Here is a 17,431-nt window from a genome sequence, read left to right on the forward strand (position 1 = left end):
GCTCCGCGTGATCCTTTAATGATCCTTTAATGATCCTTTGGTGATTTCGCTGGTCCGCTGGGTCGCGCCGGCCCTGCCCTGCCCGGCGGGGTCCCTGCGGCGCGCCACCATCCACGGTGGGCCGGCGGACTTCACCGTTGCTGAATCCAACCTGTGAGGTTGCTGGGAGTTCACGTCGCCGTCAGGGGAGGTGGATGTGCTCAGATAGAACAACATCGGACGATCAACACGGAGCGGACGTATGAGCGGTAAGACGATTGTCGATCAGTTGGTGAACCTGCGTGACCTGGGTGGGCTGCCCACCAGCGACGGCAGACTGACCCGGGCCGGTGTGCTCTACCGCAGCGAGGCACCCCTGCACGGTGACCGGCCACCGTCGAACGGTCTGGCCTGGCCGCCTCGCACGGTCGTCGACCTGCGCTCACCGGTAGAGCAGGACGGTCCACACCCGCTGACCTCGGAGGCGACCGACATCCACCTGGTTCCGCTGCTGGGCGACGTCGATCCCCACGATCCGACCTCCCAGACCGCTACGGCGCTCGCCGGCGGTCTGCGCACGCTCTACCAGTCGATCATCGTTTCCGCTGGCTCACTGGTGGTCAACATCCTTCATCTCGCGGCCCGGACACCCGCTCCGCTGCTCGTCCACTGCGCGGCCGGGAAGGACCGGACCGGCCTTGTCGTGGCGGTGCTACTGCGTGCCGCGGGCGTCAGGGCGGACGCGGTGCTCGCGGACTATGCGATCACGGCCACGAACATGCCCGCGGTGCTGCGACGGATGGGTGACAGCCCGCTGCTGCCGGGCGGGGGCAGGAACGCGCGTGATCTTGCCAGGACGTCGTCTTCGGCCGTCGAACAGGTGCTGGGTGCCATCGATGGCCACGGCGGTGGCGTGGCGGGCTGGCTGGCCGACAACGGCGCGGATCCGGACGCGGTATCCGCCTGGGAGTCCCGTCTGCTGGCCTGACCGTCCCCGTCCCCGTCCCCGTCCTCCGGCCGACCCGGCTTCGTCCTATCCAAACCCGGCGTTGCCGGTCTCGCAAAAATCCGCCGGGCATCCTCCGATGCCCTTTTCTCGTCCTTACCGTTTTTCTTGCCGGTCATCGCCGAACGGTCGCGGGCCCACGTGGTGGACCGTCTGTCCGGGGACGGGAGCGTGGATCTCGATTGTGAAGGACGCGGTCGGACAGGCGCCGTGCGGCCAGCTGGCCTCGATGGCCGCACGGACCTCCGGCGTCCGCCGGTGGTGGGCGGTGGGCCCCATCATCACCAGGTTCAACAGGTCGTCCGGTGACAGGGACAGCTCGAGGTCGAAGGTCAGCTTGTCCTGTCGGACGAAGAATCCGGCCAGTTTCGCGCGCAGCCGCTCGGATTTTCTTTCATCCACGGTGACCAGGCCGAGCGGGCCCACGATTTCGGCAAGATGGCGGACGGTGGGTGTCACGATGGCCAGCCGTCCGTCCGGGCGCAGGACGCGGTGCATCTCCGCGACATTTCGTGGCGCGAAGACGTCGAGAACAAGTGTCGCCGTCGCGGTCCGGATGGGTAGTGGGTCGCGTACGTCCGCGCCGATGGCGCCGATGCGCGGATGAGCCCGGGCCGCCCGTCGCAGTGCGTAGCGTGACGCGTCCACCGCGATACCGACCGCGTCCGGAGCGGATCGGAGTAGATGCGCCAGGTAGTAGCCGGTACCGGCGCCGACATCGACGACGACCGGTGCGCGGCCGGACGTACCGTTGTCCGTGTCCGTGTCCGTGTCCGTGTCCGTGTCCGTGTCCGTGTCCGTGTCCACGGCCACGGACACGCCGCCGTCCTGGGGCGCGCCGCTGGCCGCCTGACGACCGTGGCTGGCGGAGGGTGCGCCCGCGAGTCTGTTCGCGGGCTGGCCGGTGAGCCCGTCGGCAAGCGTGCCGGTGAGTCCGTTGATGATCTTGCCAGTGAGCCTGTCGGCGAGCCGATCAGCAAGCGCGGTGTAGTGGCCGGCGCCGAGGAAGGCATCCCGCGCCTGCACCATGTCCGCGCTGTCGCCGTGGAGCGCCTTCGCCCGCCCGGCAGTGAGCGTCAGGTAGCCCGACCGGGCGAGGTCGTAGCCGTGGCCCGCCGGACAGCGCACCTGCCCTGGCCCCGCGGTCAGCCCCTGGTGACACATCGGGCATGTGAGATGGGCAAGAACGGTGTGAATCACGCCGGGCCCGCCGTCATCATCGGCCGCATGGTAACGACAGTACGTGCCCGGTGAGCTGGAACGATCGATCGTCGACCCGGCGGTGTCAGGACGGTGGGTGTCCGAACGGTAAGGACGCCAGAGCAGCGGAGCTACCAGATCAGTAAGGGCACAGAACAGCGAGGGTGTCAGGACAGCGAGGGTGGTGAGGTGGCGTGATCAACCGTTCTGGCGGTAGTTCCTCCGGCTCGGTGACCGTCCCGGCGGCCAGCGCTGTCATCGGATCCCGGTACCGCGCGCCCGAGCGGGTGGGCATCGTGGGTGCCGGCATGGTCGGCCTGTCCACCGCGTGGTTCCTTCAGGAGCACGGGGTCCAGGTCACGGTACTCGAACGTGATCATGTTGCGGCCGGCTCGTCCTGGGGCAACGCGGGGTGGGTCACGCCGAGCCTGGCCACACCCCTGCCGGAACCCGCGGTGCTGCGTTACGGCGTCCGCGCCGTGATGAGCCCGGCATCTCCGGTGTACGTGCCGCCGCGCGCGGATCCGCGCCTGCTCCGCTTCCTCGCCGGGTTCGCGCGCAACAGCACGGCGCGGCGGTGGCGGGCGGCGATGGAGCACCTCGTGCCGGTCAACCGCAGGGCGTTCGAGGCCTTCGACCAGCTGGCCGCCGGGGGAGTGCGGGTGCCGACGTCCTCGGCCGAGCCGTTCCTGGCCTGCTACCGCAGCGCACGTGAGCGGGAGATGTTGGTCACCGAGCTCGCTGAGATCCGCGCGGCGGGCCAGAAGGTCGACTTCGAGCTGCTCGGCGGTGCGCAGGTGCGGGCACTGCAACCGGTGTTGACCGACGAGATCAATGCCGCGGTCCGCATCGACGGCCAGCGTTTCTGCGACCCTGGGCGTTTTGTGGCGGCGCTCGCCGACAGCGTCCGGGTACGCGGAGGTGAGCTGCGGGAGGGCGTCGATGTCCGTGGGATCCGTGACCGTGGTGCCGACATAGCCGTGGAACTCGCGACGGGGGAGAGCGCCTTGTTCGACGCGGTCGTCGTCGCCAGCGGCGCGTGGCTGAGCGAACTCGCCCAGCCGTTCGGAGTTCGCCTCCCGGTGCAGGCGGGGCGGGGGTACAGCTTCAGCGTGGCAGCCCATGCCGTGCCCGCGGGCCCGCTGTACTTTCCGGCCCAGCGGGTGGCCTGCACACCGTTGGGCGACCGGTTGCGCATCGCCGGGATGATGGAGTTCCGAGAGCCTCGGGCGCCGCTGGACCAGCGTCGGATCACCGCGATCGTCGACGCGGTCCGCCCCCTGCTGGCCGGTGTTGAGCTGGCCTCCCGGAGGCAGGAATGGGTCGGCTCGCGTCCCTGCACGCCCGACGGTCTTCCGGTGATCGGCCGGACGACGTCCCCACGGCTGTTCGTGGCCGGCGGGCATGGTATGTGGGGTATCACGTTGGGGCCGGTCAGCGGACAACTGGTGGCGCAGGCACTTGCCACCGGCCGTCTGCCTGCGGAACTCGAGCCTTTCGACCCGCTACGCTGATCCGTGCCCGTGCCCGTGCCCGTGCCCGTGCCCGTGCCCGTGCCCGTGCCCGTGCCCGTGCCCGCCGCTGCCTGGCCTCTGATCCGCGCCCGCACCCGGCTGGCTGATGGCCGTCAGGAGCAGTTTGCTGGAGCAGATGGCCGATCACGGAATGTTTACTTTCTGTGATCAATTTATCTCAGGCTGCTCCCTTGGGCAGGCTGGTCAACTGGCTTCGCTCCTGTTGGAGGTCCGCCTTTATGTACCAGCTGGTTTCTCGGGATGGACGATCGGGTTTGCTCCTGCTCGGGTTCCGTCCTCGTGCGCCAGCCTGCTCCTCGGGTCGGCCGATCATCCGGACGGCCGATTCTCGCGGCTTTCGCGACGTGGGAATGTCGTTCCCGGCCGATCTACCGGCTGTAGCGCGTCCAATTCGCTTTGTGTCCATATGAATACCGCCGGCAATGTGCGTCAGGCCGAAGTCGTCGGTGGCATACCGTGGATACGGTACGTGTTTTGACAACACCGGTGATGGATGCAACTCTGCCTGAGTGGTGTGGCGTGGGGCCGCACCGTCGGTGGATGGTCGAATGACGGCGCTGCACTATTCATCTTTCAGGCATCGGAGCGCTACCGGTCGTCGGCGTGTCCAGGCTGATCCGATCCGTTGTTCCGGTAATGCCGCCCAGGTCGTCTGTGATGAGGGGCACCGCTGGTGGGCCGTCCGCTGGTCGCTTGTCGGCCTGCTCGCCGATGGCCCCTTCGAGACGCGGGCAGCCGCACTGGAACGGGCGAACGGCTCACCTCAACTGTGACGACATGCGACAGCCGTCCTGTCTGGGGCGGCTGTCGTCGATCTGTCGATAACCGATTCCCCAAAAATAGCTAAATGATATGCCGTATTTGACTATCGACCGGAAACGGCACGATCATTTTTTCTCGCGTTCGAGATCCGTATCTCGTGGCAGGCCGGCTGGGCCGCGGCATACCCGGTTGCCCGGGCCGCGGACGGGCCAGCGGTCGTGGTGTGCCGACAACCTCGCCGGTCAGCCGAGCAGATCGAGTACGGTTGTGGCGACCGGGCCGTTGGTCAGGTTCTGGCTCGTCTCCAGCAGGTGCGTACGCCACAGCTCTTCCGCGGCCCTGGCATCACGCGCCTCGATGAGGTCCACGACCCGCTCGTGCTCGAGGAGGCGCCGACGGCTGGCGAGCCGCTGTTCGGCGCTGCGTTCCGGGTTCGGGTGGGACAGGGTTGCGAGATCGAGAATGTGACGCAGCATCCCTGACAGCACCGACAGCGTCGTGTTCCCGGCGAGCTCGACCAGCAGGACGTGGAAGGCGAGATCGGCCTGCAGGTACTGGCCGGGGTCGTCGCTGCTGACGGCGGCCGCTGTCTCGCTCACCGCCAGCCGGAGCTTGTCGAGGTCTTCCTGGGTACGGTTTGCCGCCAGTAGCGCCACGCACGGTGGTTCGATCACAGTGCGGGCCTGGTGGATGTCGGCAAGGGTCGTCCCGCGGTATTCCAGGACCAACGCGGCGTAGCGAGCCGCTATGTCTCCGTTCGGGGTGTGCACGCGCGCGCCACCATGCGCGCCGCGCCTGACCGTGATCAGGGCTTCGGATTCCAGGACCCGGAAGGCCTCGCGTAGCGTCGGCCGGGAGACACCGAACTGCTCCATGAGGGTGGCCTCGGGCGGGAGGGCGTCGCCCTCGACGAGCTCTCCTCGCACGATACGGCGGCGAAGGTGTGCAGCGACGAGCTCGGCGGTCTTCGGGACCCGGACCTGTTGCCCGATCGCGACCACCGTGCCGGCCCTACTACTAGACTGTCGCTGCTTAGTTCTGGTGTGTCTTGTGTCTGGGTGAGAGGGTTGGGTCTGGCAGGTCTCCCCGTCCCTCTGCCGGTCAGGACTGTGTCGTGGGTTCGCAGAAGAAGTGGCCGGTCACCTTGACCGAGGCTGATCGTGACGAGTTGGTTCGGGTGACCTCGACGGGGGTTCATCCGGCGTCGATGATCCGGCGGGCGCGGGTCCTGCTCGCGTTGGACACCTCGGTCGGCCCGGTTGCCTCCCAAGAAGAACTCGTGGTCCGGGTCGGGGTCTCGGGTGAGACGCTGCGGCTGGTCGCGAAGCGGTTCACCGAGACCGGTGGGGATGTGGGGGCCACGATCGGTCGGAAGGCACGGGAGCTTCCCCCGGTGCCTTCCCCGGTGACCGGCGAGGTTGAGGCCAGACTGATCGCGCTGGCATGCTCGCAGCCACCGGCTGGTTATGCACGCTGGTCGCTGCGGCTGTTGGAAAAGCACGTCGCGCTGGTCGCCGACATCCCGGACCTGGACCATTCCACCATCGGCCGGGTCTTAAAAAAACGAGGTTGCGTCCTCATCTGAGGAAGTGCTGGACCATCCCACCGAGGGCGAACGCGCAGTTCGCCGCGCGGATGGAAGACGTTCTGGCGGTCTACGCCCGGCCCCACAACCCGGGCGTGCCCGTGGTGTGCATGGACGAGAAGCCCTACCAGCTGTTGGCCCACGCCCGCGACCCGATCCCCGCCACGCCAGGGCGTGACCGGCGCGAGGACTCCGAGTACGTGCGCCACGGAACCTGCTCGATCTTCTGCTGGGTCGAGCCACTCGCCGGCTGGCGCCGCGTCCAGGCCACCCCACGGCGCACCAGGATCGACTGGGCACACCACGTCAGGCGCCTGCTCACCCTCGACTACCCCGACGCCGAACGGGTCGTGCTGGTCATGGACAACCTCAACACCCACGACATCTCCTCGCTCTACGAGGCCTTCGACCCGGCCGTCGCGTTCGCACTCGCGCAACGACTCGAGATCCACCACACCCCCAAACACGGCTCCTGGCTCAACATCGCCGAAATCGAACTCGCCGCCCTGACCCGCCAATGCCTCGACCGCCGCATCGACACCCTCGACGTCCTGAACACCGAACTCGACGCCTGGCAGACAGCCGTCAACGCCAACCAGCGCCAAGTCAACTGGCACTTCACCACCGATGACGCCCGCACCAAACTCCGCCACCTATACCCCACACATTAGCGGCGACAGTCTACTAGTAGCAGGCATCGCCAGCTCTTGTACAGCCATCGTGGGCGCCTCCGTCGACGACGAACAGGTAGGTCTGTGTAAACGTGGAACTGGTGAACCAGGTGGGGTAGGTACAAATGTTGTTGGTGCTTGAGGTTACCAATGGGTCGTCCGGTTTCCCTAGAGAGCCTTGACACATTTGGGGTCTGGATGTTGTCCGCTAGTAGCCTTTGCCTTGTCCTGGTGCGGCCTCGGGCCGCGGGCGTGGGCTGGACGGTCGCGGTGTCGAAATGTCTGAGTACCCTTCTTCCAACTACTTTTGGTCCCGCTGCTATAAGCCAATGGCGCTTAGTTAAGCGGCCCGAGCGAGCATGATCTTCGGTGATTGATCATGCTTGGTGCCGGTGTCTGTTGGGCTTTTGACTCGGTAGGCGTTGTGTCGGCCTCGTCTGATGGTGCGTGGGTACGTGCGGTGGAGGCGCACGGGGTTAAGCCGTTCGGTGATCTCTGTGAAGGTTTCCCGGAGCGCGTGCGTGTGGTCCTCAGGGGGAAAAATCCGCCTGGTCGGTGACCTGGCGGCGGACGACGCGTAGTGATCGCATGAAGGATAGCCTGTCCGGGTCGACGTCGGCTTCGTCGGCGGCCTCGCACATGAGACATCGGATTGCGTAGTGGCTGAGGAGCAGCGCCCAGATCTCTTGTTCCACCAGGTCCGGGAGTTTCGAGCGTAGGACGCGGGCTTCGCCCCGCTGGTGTGTCTTAATCTCATCGAAGATGTTTTCGATTTTCCCAGCGCTCGTGATAGGCCGTGGCGAGTTCCACCGCTGGTATGTCGGTCTGGTTGAGGATATTGGTGATGAGGCAGATCAGTTCTCCGGTTCCGGATCCTGTGCGGTCAGGCACCGTGTATTCGATGACGCGGACGGGTGTCGCGGAGTCCTCGGGAAAGTCGCGGCCGGCGCGGGCGTCGGCGATGATCTGGTTCCGCTGTTTCCCTCTGATTTTCGGGTTGACGATGATAGAGAGGTAGGAGCTGTCGGGAAGGGACCGGATGACCGGTAGCGTGAGATCGGATTTGACTCGCCAGAGCAGGTCCGCGCCGGTGTCGAGCGCCTGCTGCCAGAGGTCGAAGCTGTAGAAGTAACGGTCGGCGGTGAGGAGCATCCCGGGTTCGCAGGCGTCGAGCAGGGTGGCGGCGAGAGCACGTTCGTCGCTGGCACGGGGACCGACCGCGGCGGAGACGATCGCGTGCGTGCCGCATTCGGCGAGCGCGACGACGTGGACCTGGGGCAGAGCGCTGGCCTTGTGTCCGTTGGTGGACCGCCCGAACCTGGCCACGTTCTCGGGGGTGTCTGCGGCGTCGAGGAAGAACCCGTCGATCGCCATCAGCCGCCGGGAACGCAGCCAAGTGCCCTTGGTACCCAGCCCCGCGACCGGCACAGCGACACGTTCGAACAGGACCTTCAGGGGGGCGGCACCGAGCCTGATCCGTGCCTGCGAGATCGCCCCGGTGGTCGGGACTTTCCAGTCACCCTGCCAGTTCCCCAGCCATCTCAACGCACCGGCGAGTTTACGCATGACTTCTTCGTAGTCATCGTCGAAGAACAGGCACATCGTCATGGTGAAGTACACCATGACCCGGGCTGGCAGCAGCCTGGTACGCCGTTCCTGCCGCTTCGTTTCCACCAGTACCTCTTCGACGAGGTCCCGGGGAACGATTCTGGCGAGCACACCGATCGAGATGCGGTCGGTCAGCCGGTCGTTGTCAACGGCTGGCAATTCAACTACCTGGCGAAGGCGCACCACATCTGGATTCTATCTGCCGACCGGCCGAAATCGCGGCATGAGCACTCCGCCGCCTACTGATCGACGTTGAGGAACGTGACTGGATGCCGTGTTCAGAAGTTGATCGATGCGGGATCGGGCGTTGGCGTGTCGGGATGGACGGACGCCCCTCCAGCCTAATTGAGCGGCATTGGGCTATAAGCCGGTCGGGACGTAGGCGTCTGCCGCTGGGCCAGCCGCCACCTGCGACCGCCACTTGCCACCGGTTGTCGTCATTGCGACATATCACCGTTGTTGACACATGGGACGTGGTTGACCGGGTGAAGCGCACGGCGCTGCCTGTCGCCTCCCGGACAGTTCCTCCCACGGGCGCTGGTCGATAGTTACCAGTTGATCCAGTGGGCTTCAGCGCCGCTGTGGTCAATCGATGGCCACGGGTTACTCAACCCATGGTCGTTGCTTGGTTGATTCGCGGTAGGAGATCGTTCGGCTCACGGCTGGGCTGCCGGCCTGTCGGGCCGGTGGATCCCCGGCGTTGCCGGGTGAAATTGTTCGTGCTGCTTCGGATGTGCTGGCGGTGCGACGTTTCCGACACGGAAACGGATGCGTTTTCGGGCTGCTCCGAGAAGATCCGGATCTCTTCGTATCCCCGCGGGTGCCGTATGCGGGACGTTACTTCTTGTCGCGTGACTCGGCCTGCTCCCGGGCGGCCGTCTCGGATGCGGGCGCGCTGCCACCGAGATGAGCCGGCAACCACCATGGCGATTCACCCGGGGGTGGCGGTGGATAGTCACGCTGGGCATCGGTCAGCAGCTTCAACACGGCATCCGAGAGCAGTTTGGTGCCAGCCGCCGCGGGTGTGAGCTCGGTGGGCGGAATCGGTTCGCCGACGATGATCGAAACCGGGGTGCCGCGCGCGGCACGGAAGTTGCGTGGCCGCCCCTTGGCCAGAATGCGCTGGCTGCCCCAGATGGCTACCGGCAGCACCGGGACGTTGGCTTCGACGGCCATCCGCGCTGCCCCGGTCTTGAAGGGCTGGAGGCAGAAGCTGCGGCTGAGCGTCGACTCGGGGAAGACTCCCACGAACTCGCCGGCCCGCAGCGCCGCTACCGCGTGGTGGTAGGAGCCCGAGCCCGATGACCGGTCCACGGGGATATGACGCATCCCGCGCATGAGGGGTCCGGCGATCGGGTGGGAGAAGACGTCGTGCTTGGCCATGAAGCGGACCAGGCGGCGGTGGGAGCGCCAGAACGGGATGCCAACGAGGGCGAAGTCCAGGTAGGAGACGTGGTTGATGATGACAACGCATCCGCCCGTAGTCGGTACGTGTTCCTGGCCCCGGACGTCGATCTTGAGATCGAGAGCCTTGAAGAACCCGAGCGCGAAGCGGATCACTGGCTTGTAGACGAGTTCCGCCACCCGCTCCTGCCCTCCGACCCATCTGTGTTGTCCCAACTGTGCCATGTTGGGATGATCGATTTCGATCGGCCACGGAAAGTGGCTGGCTGATCGTACCGTGAGTCGTCGTGGGCCGTTGGAACGCCATGCCGCCGGAAGGGCGGGCAGGTCGTGCCGGACAGGCACCCGACGATCGTTTTTCGCAGCATTGCATACTCAGGTCCACCTGAGCCACATCGGTATCCCAGGGGCCGTCAGCGGCACCAGTTGGACACGATCGGATGGGAGACGTACGACGCCTGACGAGTGGACGCATCTGCTCAGTTCGGGGGATCCGCCGCGTTGGACGGCGCTGGTAGGTGCTGTGATCGCCTTTGTCGTGGTGTTCGACAGCCGGTTGTGGCCGCTGGCCCGGCATGTGATCACCATTGCCCATGAGGGAGGGCATGCGCTGGCCGCGGTCGGCAGTGGCCGGCGGCTCGGTGGTATCCGGCTGCATTCCGACACGTCCGGCGTGACCGTGTCGGCTGGGCGGCCGACCGGGCCGGGTGTCGTTGCCACGGTCGCGGCCGGCTATATCACGCCCTCGTTGCTCGGCCTCGGCGCCGCCGCCCTGCTTGCGGCCAATCAGGTGAGTCTGATGCTGCGGCTGAGCGTCATCCTGCTCCTGGGGGTGCTCGTCGCCATCCGCAACGCCTTCGGCGTGTTGTCCATCGTGCTCAGCACCGGGACTGTCGTGGCGGTGTCGGTCCTGGCGTCGGACCGTCCCCAGCAGCTGTTCGCCATGTCCATCACCTGGTTTCTCCTCTTCGGAGGACTGCGGCCGATCATCGAGGTGCAGCGGACCCGCAGCCGGGGCCGTGCGCCGACGTCGGATCCGGATCAACTGGCCCGGCTGACCGGTATGCCCGCGGGACTGTGGGTGGTGTTCTTCGCCTCGGTCTCCCTGTTCTGCCTTGCCATGTCGACCGAATGGCTCGTGTGGTAGCAGCCTGTATGACGGCAGCCTGTATGACGGCAGCCCGTGTGGCGACTGTGCGGCGCAGGAATACCGCGCTCCGCGTCCGGCCAGCCATGTTCCCGACGGACGTGGCCCTGGTGAGCATGGCTTCGGCGGATACGGCTGTGCCGGGCACAGCTTCGGTGGGCACAGCCTCGGTGAGCGGCTACCGTTGGCGGCCGTCCGATATTGGGCGGTTGCGGATGGACACCATGCGGTACGGACGATTGTCTGGCACACTGCGAACACATGTGCGGTCGCTACGCCAACGCCCTGGGTGGACAGCAGCTCGCAGAGTCGTTCTCCGCATGTGACGAAACAGGCGGCGTACAGCCGAACTTCAACGTCGCGCCGACCGCTTCGGCCCCGGTGATCGTCATCCCGCCGGGCCAGCAGCCGACACCGACCCCCCGGCTGCGGCTGGCGCGCTGGGGCCTGGTGCCCTCGTGGGCCAAGGATGCCGCCATCGGCAACAAAATGATCAACGCCAGGGCGGAGACGGTGGCGACCAAACCCGCGTTCCGCGCCGCGCTGCGAGCCCGCCGCTGTCTCGTCCCGATCACGGGTTACTACGAGTGGCAGCGGACCGAAGGGGCCCGGCGCGCGCAGCCGTACCTGGTACGCCCGGTCGACAACGAACCTGCCGCGCTCGCGGGGCTGTACGAGCTGTGGCGCCCGCCCACGGGCGGTACGCTCGCGACCTTCACCATCATCACCACTACGGCGCCGGCCGGTCTGGAGTCCCTGCATCCGCGGTCGCCGGTCGTCCTTCCCCCGGTGGCCTGGTCGCACTGGCTTGATCCTGTCCTGGCCGATCCTGCGGTGCTGACCAGCATGCTCGGGCCCACGCCAGCCGGAGTGCTGCGTGCCTACCCGGTCGACACCCAGGTCGGCAACGTGCGTAACAACGGTCCGCATCTGCTGGAGCCGGTCACCCTGGCCGACGACGTGGACGGAGCGGACTCGCGGGCCGTCCACTCCGGTGCGGTCCCGATCGACCATGATTGACTTCCGTCCGCGGGCCACCCGCCGGATGACGCGCTCTAGGCGCGTCCGTGAGAGCGTCCTGAAGCTGCCGAAGAGGCTCCTCACGCGGCCCACCGCCAGGATGCGCTGATCCGCGGGCCGCAGGAAGCGACTTTCGGGACCGCATGCTCCCAGTCGGCCTGGCAGCGGCCACCCATCACCAGAAGATCTCCGGACGCAGGGAGCAGCGTCCGACCGGCACCGCCACCGCGCGGACGGAGCCGGAAGGGACGCCGCGCCCCCAGCGTCACGATCGCGATCAGGGTGTTACCGAGCCTGCGCAGTTCACGGTCGCGGTGAAACGCGACGCTGTCGTCACCGTCGCGGTAGAAGTTGAGCCCGACCGAGCCGAACGGCACCTGATAATGCGCGCACAAAGAGCTACATATCGTGGCCAGGATGGGGTGGGGGAGAGGCTCGGTCGCCTTGTACCACCGTGACAGTCGTGGATCGTCCACCATGCGCTCGTACATCCACCGTCGACCCTGCCGCCAGGGGACCTCGCTGGCGAGGGTCCCGCAAAGGTCGTCAGCGCCGCGCAGCCACCCCGGCGCCACGTCGACCCATGGCGTCCCGTCGAGGCGGATGCGGCTGAACGTGGGGTTGATGGAGACCGCGGGGTCGCCGCTGGTCAACAGGCTGCACTGGAGGGGCATAGAGACACAATACCCGAACATACGTTCGATATCGAGCGTGTCGAGCAGGCCAGCCGTCGTGCGCCGCGCTCTGGTTGCCGAGCGTCTGGCAACGCGGATGACCGGAGCGGCCCCGTGGTGCCCGATGCTCGGCGGGGCCGCTCCCGGGGTGTCAGGCCCGTGACTCCCGGCGGACCGTGAGAGCGAGCGCGATCTGGCCGATGCCATGCACGATCAGCTCGATCCCGAATAGCACCGCCAGGATGAAGACGGTAGCCGCTGGCCACACCAGGGCGAGAATGCCGATGCCCATCGCCAGGAGGCCGATGAACACGCCCCACCCCCATGAGCGTCCGTGCCCGCGCGCGTAGCCGGCCATGGCGATACGCGCGACGCCAGCCACCAGCAGACAGATTCCGACGATGAGGGCCACCGTCCACAAGGTGACACCCGGCCAGGCGAGCACGACGATCCCGCCGATCACGAGCAGGACGCCGAAGAAGCTGGCAGTCTCCTCGCCCGCACGGGCTGTCGCGACCATATCCATGATCCCGGACAGCACCAGCCCAATGCCGATCAGGATCGCCAGTGTGCGCGTGGCGGCGAAGGGGTGGGCGACCAGGAGCACGCCGAGAACCGTCACCGCGATCCCCAGGAAGAGTCCTGCCATCCAGACCGCGCTCGAAGCTCCGCCATGGTGGCGGTGCGTCTCTGCCGTCGTCATCATGATCGTCATCTCCGGGACCGCTCGTACCTTCCGCCCTGGACAAGGGGTTCCCCGCCCTGGACAAGGGGGTTCCCCGCGTCGAGTGCTGCCAGTCCTCGATACCGGCCCTGGCCGGCCCCGCTCCTTACCGCTACGCTCCTTCTCCGATACTCAGCGGCGTCCCGGCCGTTCGTGTCGCGCCCGTCCGTCGCCCGGCGGCCCGGTGACGGGCAGCTCCGGCTGGGTGCACCGGATGTACCGGGATGCCCTGGCCGGAGCGGTGCCGCCGGCCCGTCGGCGGCACCGCGCGGTCCTGCGATTCTGGATCGAGGCAGTTCTTGACCACCACGCGGCCACCGGTCATTGGCCCTGCGCAGTTCTGATCAGGACGCCCTGATGGCCGAGATGTCAACGTCGATCTTGACTTTGTCGCCGATGAGGACACCCCCCGCCTCCAGCGGCGCGTTCCAGGTGAGGCCGAAGTCCTTCCGGCTGAGGGAGGACGTGGCGGCGAACCCCACCCGGCTGTTGCCGAACGAGTCCACCGCGCTGCCCTGGAACTCGACCGCCACCTCGACCACATGCGTGGTGCCGTGAATGGTCAGGTCGCCGGTGACCACATAGCTGTCCGGATCGTCCCCTGGTTTGATGCCAGTGCCGGTGAAGGTGATCGTCGGATGCGTGTCAGCGTCGAGAAAATCGGGGGAGCGCAGGTGGGTGTCGCGGTCGGAGTTCCCGGTGTCGATGCTGTCGGTGTTGATGCTGATCGTGGCATGCGAGGCCGTGGGCCTGAAGCCGTCGAGGTGCAGGGTGCCCTCGAAGGACCTGAAGCTGCCCCGGACGGTCGCCACCATCGCGTGTCGGACGGCGAAACCGAACCGACTGTGAGCGGGGTCGATCGTCCAGGTGCCGGTGAGGTTCTCGATGGCGGTGCCCGGTACGGTCATAATGATCTCCTCTTCAGGCCTTCTCCTACGAGTCGTGTTCCCACGAGCGGGTTCTTCCCAGGACTTCGCAGACTCTGCTCGCATGATCATTTTCACGCGGGCCCGAAGTCGGTTGCGCGGGCAACAATCTACTCCCTGGAGGCGCTGGCCGTCGATCGCTTCGCTCCCGGCCCGGAGCCATGGCTGCTGTCGGTGCGGTCGTCTCCCACCGCGCCGTCCGATGTGTCGGTCCGGGAGATGGCGGTCGATCCGCGCAGTTCGGCCTCCCGGAGGAACAGGCTGATCACGAAGGCGGCGATCCCGATCGGAACGGCCACCAGAAAGACCCGGCCGAGTGAGTCGGCATAGGCGGTTCGTACCGCTTCACGTATCGGCGCGGCCAGCCCTGCGACATCGTGCGGAGTTGAGACAAAACGGTTGGCTGCGGCGTTTCCGGGCTGCGCGCCGGGTATTCGCAGGGCGATGTTCGTGGCCAGTTGAGCGGTGAGCACCGCCCCCAGGGCGGACGCGCCGATGGCGCCTCCCATGGTGCGCAGGAATGTCACGCTGGAGGTCGCGGCGCCCATGTCCCGCGGATCGACAGAATTCTGTACGGCCAGCAGGACGTTCTGCAGGAGGAAGCCGAGGCCGAGCCCCGTGACAAACATCCACAGACCGAGCTCCAGCGCGCCCGTGTCGGCGCTGACACGACTGAGCAGAAAGAGCCCGATGGTAACCCCGACCGTGCCCGCGACGACAAACCGCTTGTAATGCCCGGTAGCGCTGATCAGCCGGCCGGACCCGATGGACGTCAGCAGAATACCGGCGAGCAGCGGGAGCATTCGCAGCCCGCTGACGGTGGCACTCGCGCCATGGACGATCTGTAGATACTGCGGGAGAAAAATAATCGCCCCGAACATGAAGGTGCCGGTGACGAGGCTCAGCAGCGCGGACACCGTGTAGATGCTGTTGCTGAACAGCCGTGGTGGGAGAATGGCTTCCGGTGCCACCCGTTCACGCAGCGCGAAAGAAACGATCAGTACGACTCCTGCGGCGATCAGCGCGGCGATCTGCCAGGAGAGCCACGCGAAGTCCTTGCCTCCACTCTGAGTAGCGAGCAGGATGGCGCTCAGACCCGTGACCAGCAGGATGGCGCCGGCCCAGTCGATGGCCGCCCGGCGTCGCCGGAACGGTAGTCGCAACGTCCGGTTGATGACGACGAGCGCGGCGAGCCCGACCGGAAGGTTGACGAAGAACACCCAGCGCCATGACCCGTGATCGACCAGAAAACCGCCGACGAGCGGGCCGAGAATGCTCGACGCGCCGAAGACCCCGCTGAAGTATCCCTGGTAGCGCCCCCGTTCCCGGGGTGCGACGATGTCGCCGATGACGGCGAAGGCCAGGGAGATGAGGCCGCCAGCACCAAGGCCCTGTAGAGCGCGAAATCCGACGAGCTGGTACATCGACTGGGCAAGCCCGCACAGCGTGCTGCCGATCAGGAAGATCGTGATGGACAGCTGTAGGACGGTTTTGCGCCCGTAGAGGTCACTGGCTTTCCCGTACAGCGGAGCGGAGATCGTGGAAGTCAACAGGTAGGCCGTGACCAGCCAGGAAAGCATGTCACTGCGATGGAACTCGCCGACAATGGTCGGCAGTGCGGTCGCGACGATGGTCTGGTCCAGTGCCGCGAGCAGCATACCCGTCATCAGCCCGATGATGATGGCGACGATCTGCCGGTGGCTCAGGTCCGTACCGGTGTCGTCTGGTGGATTCCGGTCGCGGCTGACATTGTTCCCGGTGGTCGTCATTCATCCTCCGTCAGGCGGACCGCTCAGGTGATGCCGGCACAGTGAGAACGCAGGGCGGCCACGGGCATTCGACGCAGGTCGCAACGGGATGTATCCCACGGCTCGACATTTCGCTACTTGATTGTGCGATACAACTATACGTGATCATTTCAGCTGGGCATCGGGTGTGTTGCTGCGTGTCGACCGTGGTACCGAACATAGCCGGTTTTGTCCGTCACTCGCCGTATCCTGTGGACAGAGCATGGTTGTCCACAGATGCGGGATACGCGATGTACCGCCACGACGCGGGGTCCTACCGTCACGGGCATGGCTGATCTTTCTTTTGTCCCCGACATCCGCGCCGCCACCCGCTCGGGCGTGGCTGCCGTGGTTCGGCCACGTGTTCCGGTGACCCATGCCCCGGTCACGGGAGAACACGACAGCCTGGAGCCCGACCGGCCGTACCCCGCCGGCCCGGATCCGGTCGCTTCCGACGGGGAACCGGACCGTGTCGGGCCGGACTCCCGTCCGGGGGAACTACCCGTGTTCGGCGAGCACAGCCGGTCGTCCCGGTCCGACGCGGCCGGCACGGCATCCGTCGATTCCTCCTTTCTCGACGAGATACTGGCCGAGCGCGCCAGCCCCGGCGGCGGGGAGCGGCAGACGATCATCCAGCGGGTTGGATCCGGCCTGGCCGGACGCCTGCCGCATACTCTGCGCGGCGGGCTGGTCGACCCGGCCATCCGTGGCGCGTTGCTGATCGCGCTCGTTGCCCTCGTCGCGGCGCTGGCGGCCGGCTGGTTCGCCTGGCGGGGCAGACCGGTGCCCGTGCTGGCCCTTCCGCCGGCGGCACAGGTGACGGACCTCGCGAACCCGGGGCACGGCACGGTGGCCGGCGCCGTGGCGACGGCGGCACCGCCGTCGTCTGCCGCCACCGGGAGTCCACAGGCACAGGTCGTCGTCGACGTCGCGGGCAAGGTCCATCATCCCGGGGTGCTCACCCTGCCGGGAGGATCCCGGGTGGTGGACGCGGTGGCCCGTGCCGGCGGGGTGCTGCCCGGGACGGACACCTCCGGCCTGGCGCTGGCGCGTCGCCTGGTGGACGGCGAGCAGATTCTCGTGGACGGCCGCCCCGGACCGGCGCCACCCCAGCCCGCGGGCGGTGCCGCCGGCAGCGCCGGGGGTACCGGTGCCGCCGGCGGTGGCAGTGGGAGGGGCTCGCCGGGCGCCGCACCCGGGGCGCCGGTGAACCTCAACACGGCCACGGTCGAAGCCCTCGACGCGCTGCCCGGCGTGGGCCCTGTGCTGGCCCAGCGGATCGTCGAGTGGCGTGTGGCTCACGGCGGTTTCGCTTCCCCACGGCAACTGGGGGAGGTGACCGGAGTCGGTGATCAGCGGCTCGCCGACCTTCTTCCGCTCGTCACCGTCTGACGGTCAGCACG

The 17,431-nt window shown here is 67.0% G+C and carries 14 protein-coding genes and 1 pseudogene; 7 read left to right on the plus strand and 8 right to left on the minus strand.

Annotation, left to right across the window (positions count from 1 at the left end; genetic code table 11):
• Nucleotides 1-241: 241 nt before the first annotated feature.
• Nucleotides 242-967 carry a tyrosine-protein phosphatase gene (locus FSYMDG_RS07780; RefSeq protein ID WP_013873016.1) on the plus strand — a complete coding sequence of 242 codons (726 nt, stop codon included), beginning with the start codon at nucleotides 242-244 and terminating at the stop codon, nucleotides 965-967.
• Between the two features lie 114 nt (nucleotides 968-1,081).
• On the opposite strand, the gene FSYMDG_RS07785 is transcribed toward FSYMDG_RS07780, so the two are convergent.
• The gene (locus FSYMDG_RS07785; RefSeq protein ID WP_083828452.1) at nucleotides 1,082-2,149 is read right to left on the minus strand and encodes a methyltransferase domain-containing protein; all 1,068 of its coding nucleotides are present in this window, start codon (nucleotides 2,147-2,149) and stop codon (nucleotides 1,082-1,084) included.
• 230 nt (nucleotides 2,150-2,379) lie between these two features.
• Here FSYMDG_RS07785 and FSYMDG_RS07790 point away from each other — a divergent pair, with 230 nt between their 5' ends.
• Nucleotides 2,380-3,699, plus strand: a complete 1,320-nt coding sequence (locus FSYMDG_RS07790; protein WP_013873018.1) for an NAD(P)/FAD-dependent oxidoreductase — start codon at nucleotides 2,380-2,382, stop codon at nucleotides 3,697-3,699.
• Between the two features lie 1,025 nt (nucleotides 3,700-4,724).
• Here FSYMDG_RS07790 and FSYMDG_RS07795 read toward each other — a convergent pair.
• A complete protein-coding gene (locus tag FSYMDG_RS07795; protein ID WP_013873019.1) occupies nucleotides 4,725-5,483 on the minus strand; it encodes a FadR/GntR family transcriptional regulator in 759 nt (252 codons plus the stop codon).
• A 113-nt stretch (nucleotides 5,484-5,596) separates the two neighbouring features.
• On the opposite strand from FSYMDG_RS07795, the gene FSYMDG_RS28125 reads away from it, so the two are divergent.
• Together FSYMDG_RS28125 and FSYMDG_RS28130 are read left to right on the plus strand one after the other, a co-directional pair.
• Nucleotides 5,597-6,067, plus strand: coding sequence for a helix-turn-helix domain-containing protein (locus FSYMDG_RS28125; RefSeq protein WP_043602714.1), 471 nt, complete (start codon nucleotides 5,597-5,599; stop codon nucleotides 6,065-6,067).
• On the plus strand, nucleotides 6,052-6,738 hold the full coding sequence (locus FSYMDG_RS28130) for an IS630 family transposase (RefSeq protein WP_237702726.1): 687 nt from the start codon (nucleotides 6,052-6,054) through the stop codon (nucleotides 6,736-6,738). The genes FSYMDG_RS28125 and FSYMDG_RS28130 overlap by 16 nt, the downstream gene beginning before the upstream one ends.
• A gap of 530 nt (nucleotides 6,739-7,268) precedes the next feature.
• On the opposite strand, the pseudogene FSYMDG_RS07810 reads toward FSYMDG_RS28130, so the two are convergent.
• Nucleotides 7,269-8,532, minus strand: a pseudogene (locus FSYMDG_RS07810) (IS4 family transposase).
• Nucleotides 8,533-9,183: 651 nt separating this feature from the next.
• Nucleotides 9,184-9,930, minus strand: a complete 747-nt coding sequence (locus tag FSYMDG_RS07815; protein WP_013873020.1) for a lysophospholipid acyltransferase family protein — start codon at nucleotides 9,928-9,930, stop codon at nucleotides 9,184-9,186.
• A 343-nt stretch (nucleotides 9,931-10,273) separates the two neighbouring features.
• On the opposite strand from FSYMDG_RS07815, the gene FSYMDG_RS07820 reads away from it, so the two are divergent.
• Entirely contained in the window at nucleotides 10,274-10,897 is a 624-nt protein-coding gene (locus FSYMDG_RS07820; RefSeq protein WP_013873021.1) for a M50 family metallopeptidase, read from the plus strand.
• A 261-nt stretch (nucleotides 10,898-11,158) separates the two neighbouring features.
• Entirely contained in the window at nucleotides 11,159-11,917 is a 759-nt protein-coding gene (locus FSYMDG_RS07825) for an SOS response-associated peptidase (protein ID WP_013873022.1), read from the plus strand.
• Between the two features lie 80 nt (nucleotides 11,918-11,997).
• Here FSYMDG_RS07825 and FSYMDG_RS07830 read toward each other — a convergent pair whose 3' ends face one another.
• The 4 genes from FSYMDG_RS07830 to FSYMDG_RS07845 all read right to left on the minus strand — a co-directional run bounded on the left by FSYMDG_RS07830 (nucleotide 11,998) and on the right by FSYMDG_RS07845 (nucleotide 16,010).
• Nucleotides 11,998-12,591, minus strand: a complete 594-nt coding sequence (locus tag FSYMDG_RS07830) for an alpha-ketoglutarate-dependent dioxygenase AlkB (protein ID WP_043603224.1) — start codon at nucleotides 12,589-12,591, stop codon at nucleotides 11,998-12,000.
• Nucleotides 12,592-12,742: 151 nt separating this feature from the next.
• Entirely contained in the window at nucleotides 12,743-13,306 is a 564-nt protein-coding gene (locus FSYMDG_RS07835) for an HdeD family acid-resistance protein (RefSeq protein ID WP_237703030.1), read from the minus strand.
• 353 nt (nucleotides 13,307-13,659) lie between these two features.
• Nucleotides 13,660-14,223, minus strand: coding sequence for a YceI family protein (locus FSYMDG_RS07840; RefSeq protein ID WP_013873025.1), 564 nt, complete (start codon nucleotides 14,221-14,223; stop codon nucleotides 13,660-13,662).
• Between the two features lie 128 nt (nucleotides 14,224-14,351).
• A complete protein-coding gene (locus tag FSYMDG_RS07845) occupies nucleotides 14,352-16,010 on the minus strand; it encodes an MDR family MFS transporter (protein ID WP_013873026.1) in 1,659 nt (552 codons plus the stop codon).
• A gap of 387 nt (nucleotides 16,011-16,397) precedes the next feature.
• Between FSYMDG_RS07845 and FSYMDG_RS07850 the strand changes: the two genes are divergently transcribed.
• Nucleotides 16,398-17,420, plus strand: coding sequence for a ComEA family DNA-binding protein (locus tag FSYMDG_RS07850; RefSeq protein WP_050803399.1), 1,023 nt, complete (start codon nucleotides 16,398-16,400; stop codon nucleotides 17,418-17,420).
• Nucleotides 17,421-17,431 lie beyond the last annotated feature (11 nt).

Origin of the sequence: Candidatus Protofrankia datiscae (genome assembly GCF_000177615.2) — a bacterium.
GTDB lineage: Bacteria > Actinomycetota > Actinomycetes > Frankiales > Frankiaceae > Protofrankia > Protofrankia coriariae.

Bases quoted from the DNA above. Each gene is read 5' to 3' on its own strand.
- FSYMDG_RS07780 (WP_013873016.1), top strand. From the start codon at position 242: ATGAGCGGTAAGACGATTGTCGATCAGTTGGTGAACCTGCGTGACCTG.
- FSYMDG_RS07785 (WP_083828452.1), bottom strand. From the start codon at position 2,149: ATGTGTCACCAGGGGCTGACCGCGGGGCCAGGGCAGGTGCGCTGTCCG.
- FSYMDG_RS07825 (WP_013873022.1), top strand. From the start codon at position 11,159: ATGTGCGGTCGCTACGCCAACGCCCTGGGTGGACAGCAGCTCGCAGAG.
- FSYMDG_RS07830 (WP_043603224.1), bottom strand. From the start codon at position 12,591: ATGCCCCTCCAGTGCAGCCTGTTGACCAGCGGCGACCCCGCGGTCTCC.
- FSYMDG_RS07835 (WP_237703030.1), bottom strand. From the start codon at position 13,306: ATGACGATCATGATGACGACGGCAGAGACGCACCGCCACCATGGCGGA.
- FSYMDG_RS07840 (WP_013873025.1), bottom strand. From the start codon at position 14,223: ATGACCGTACCGGGCACCGCCATCGAGAACCTCACCGGCACCTGGACG.
- FSYMDG_RS07845 (WP_013873026.1), bottom strand. From the start codon at position 16,010: ATGACGACCACCGGGAACAATGTCAGCCGCGACCGGAATCCACCAGAC.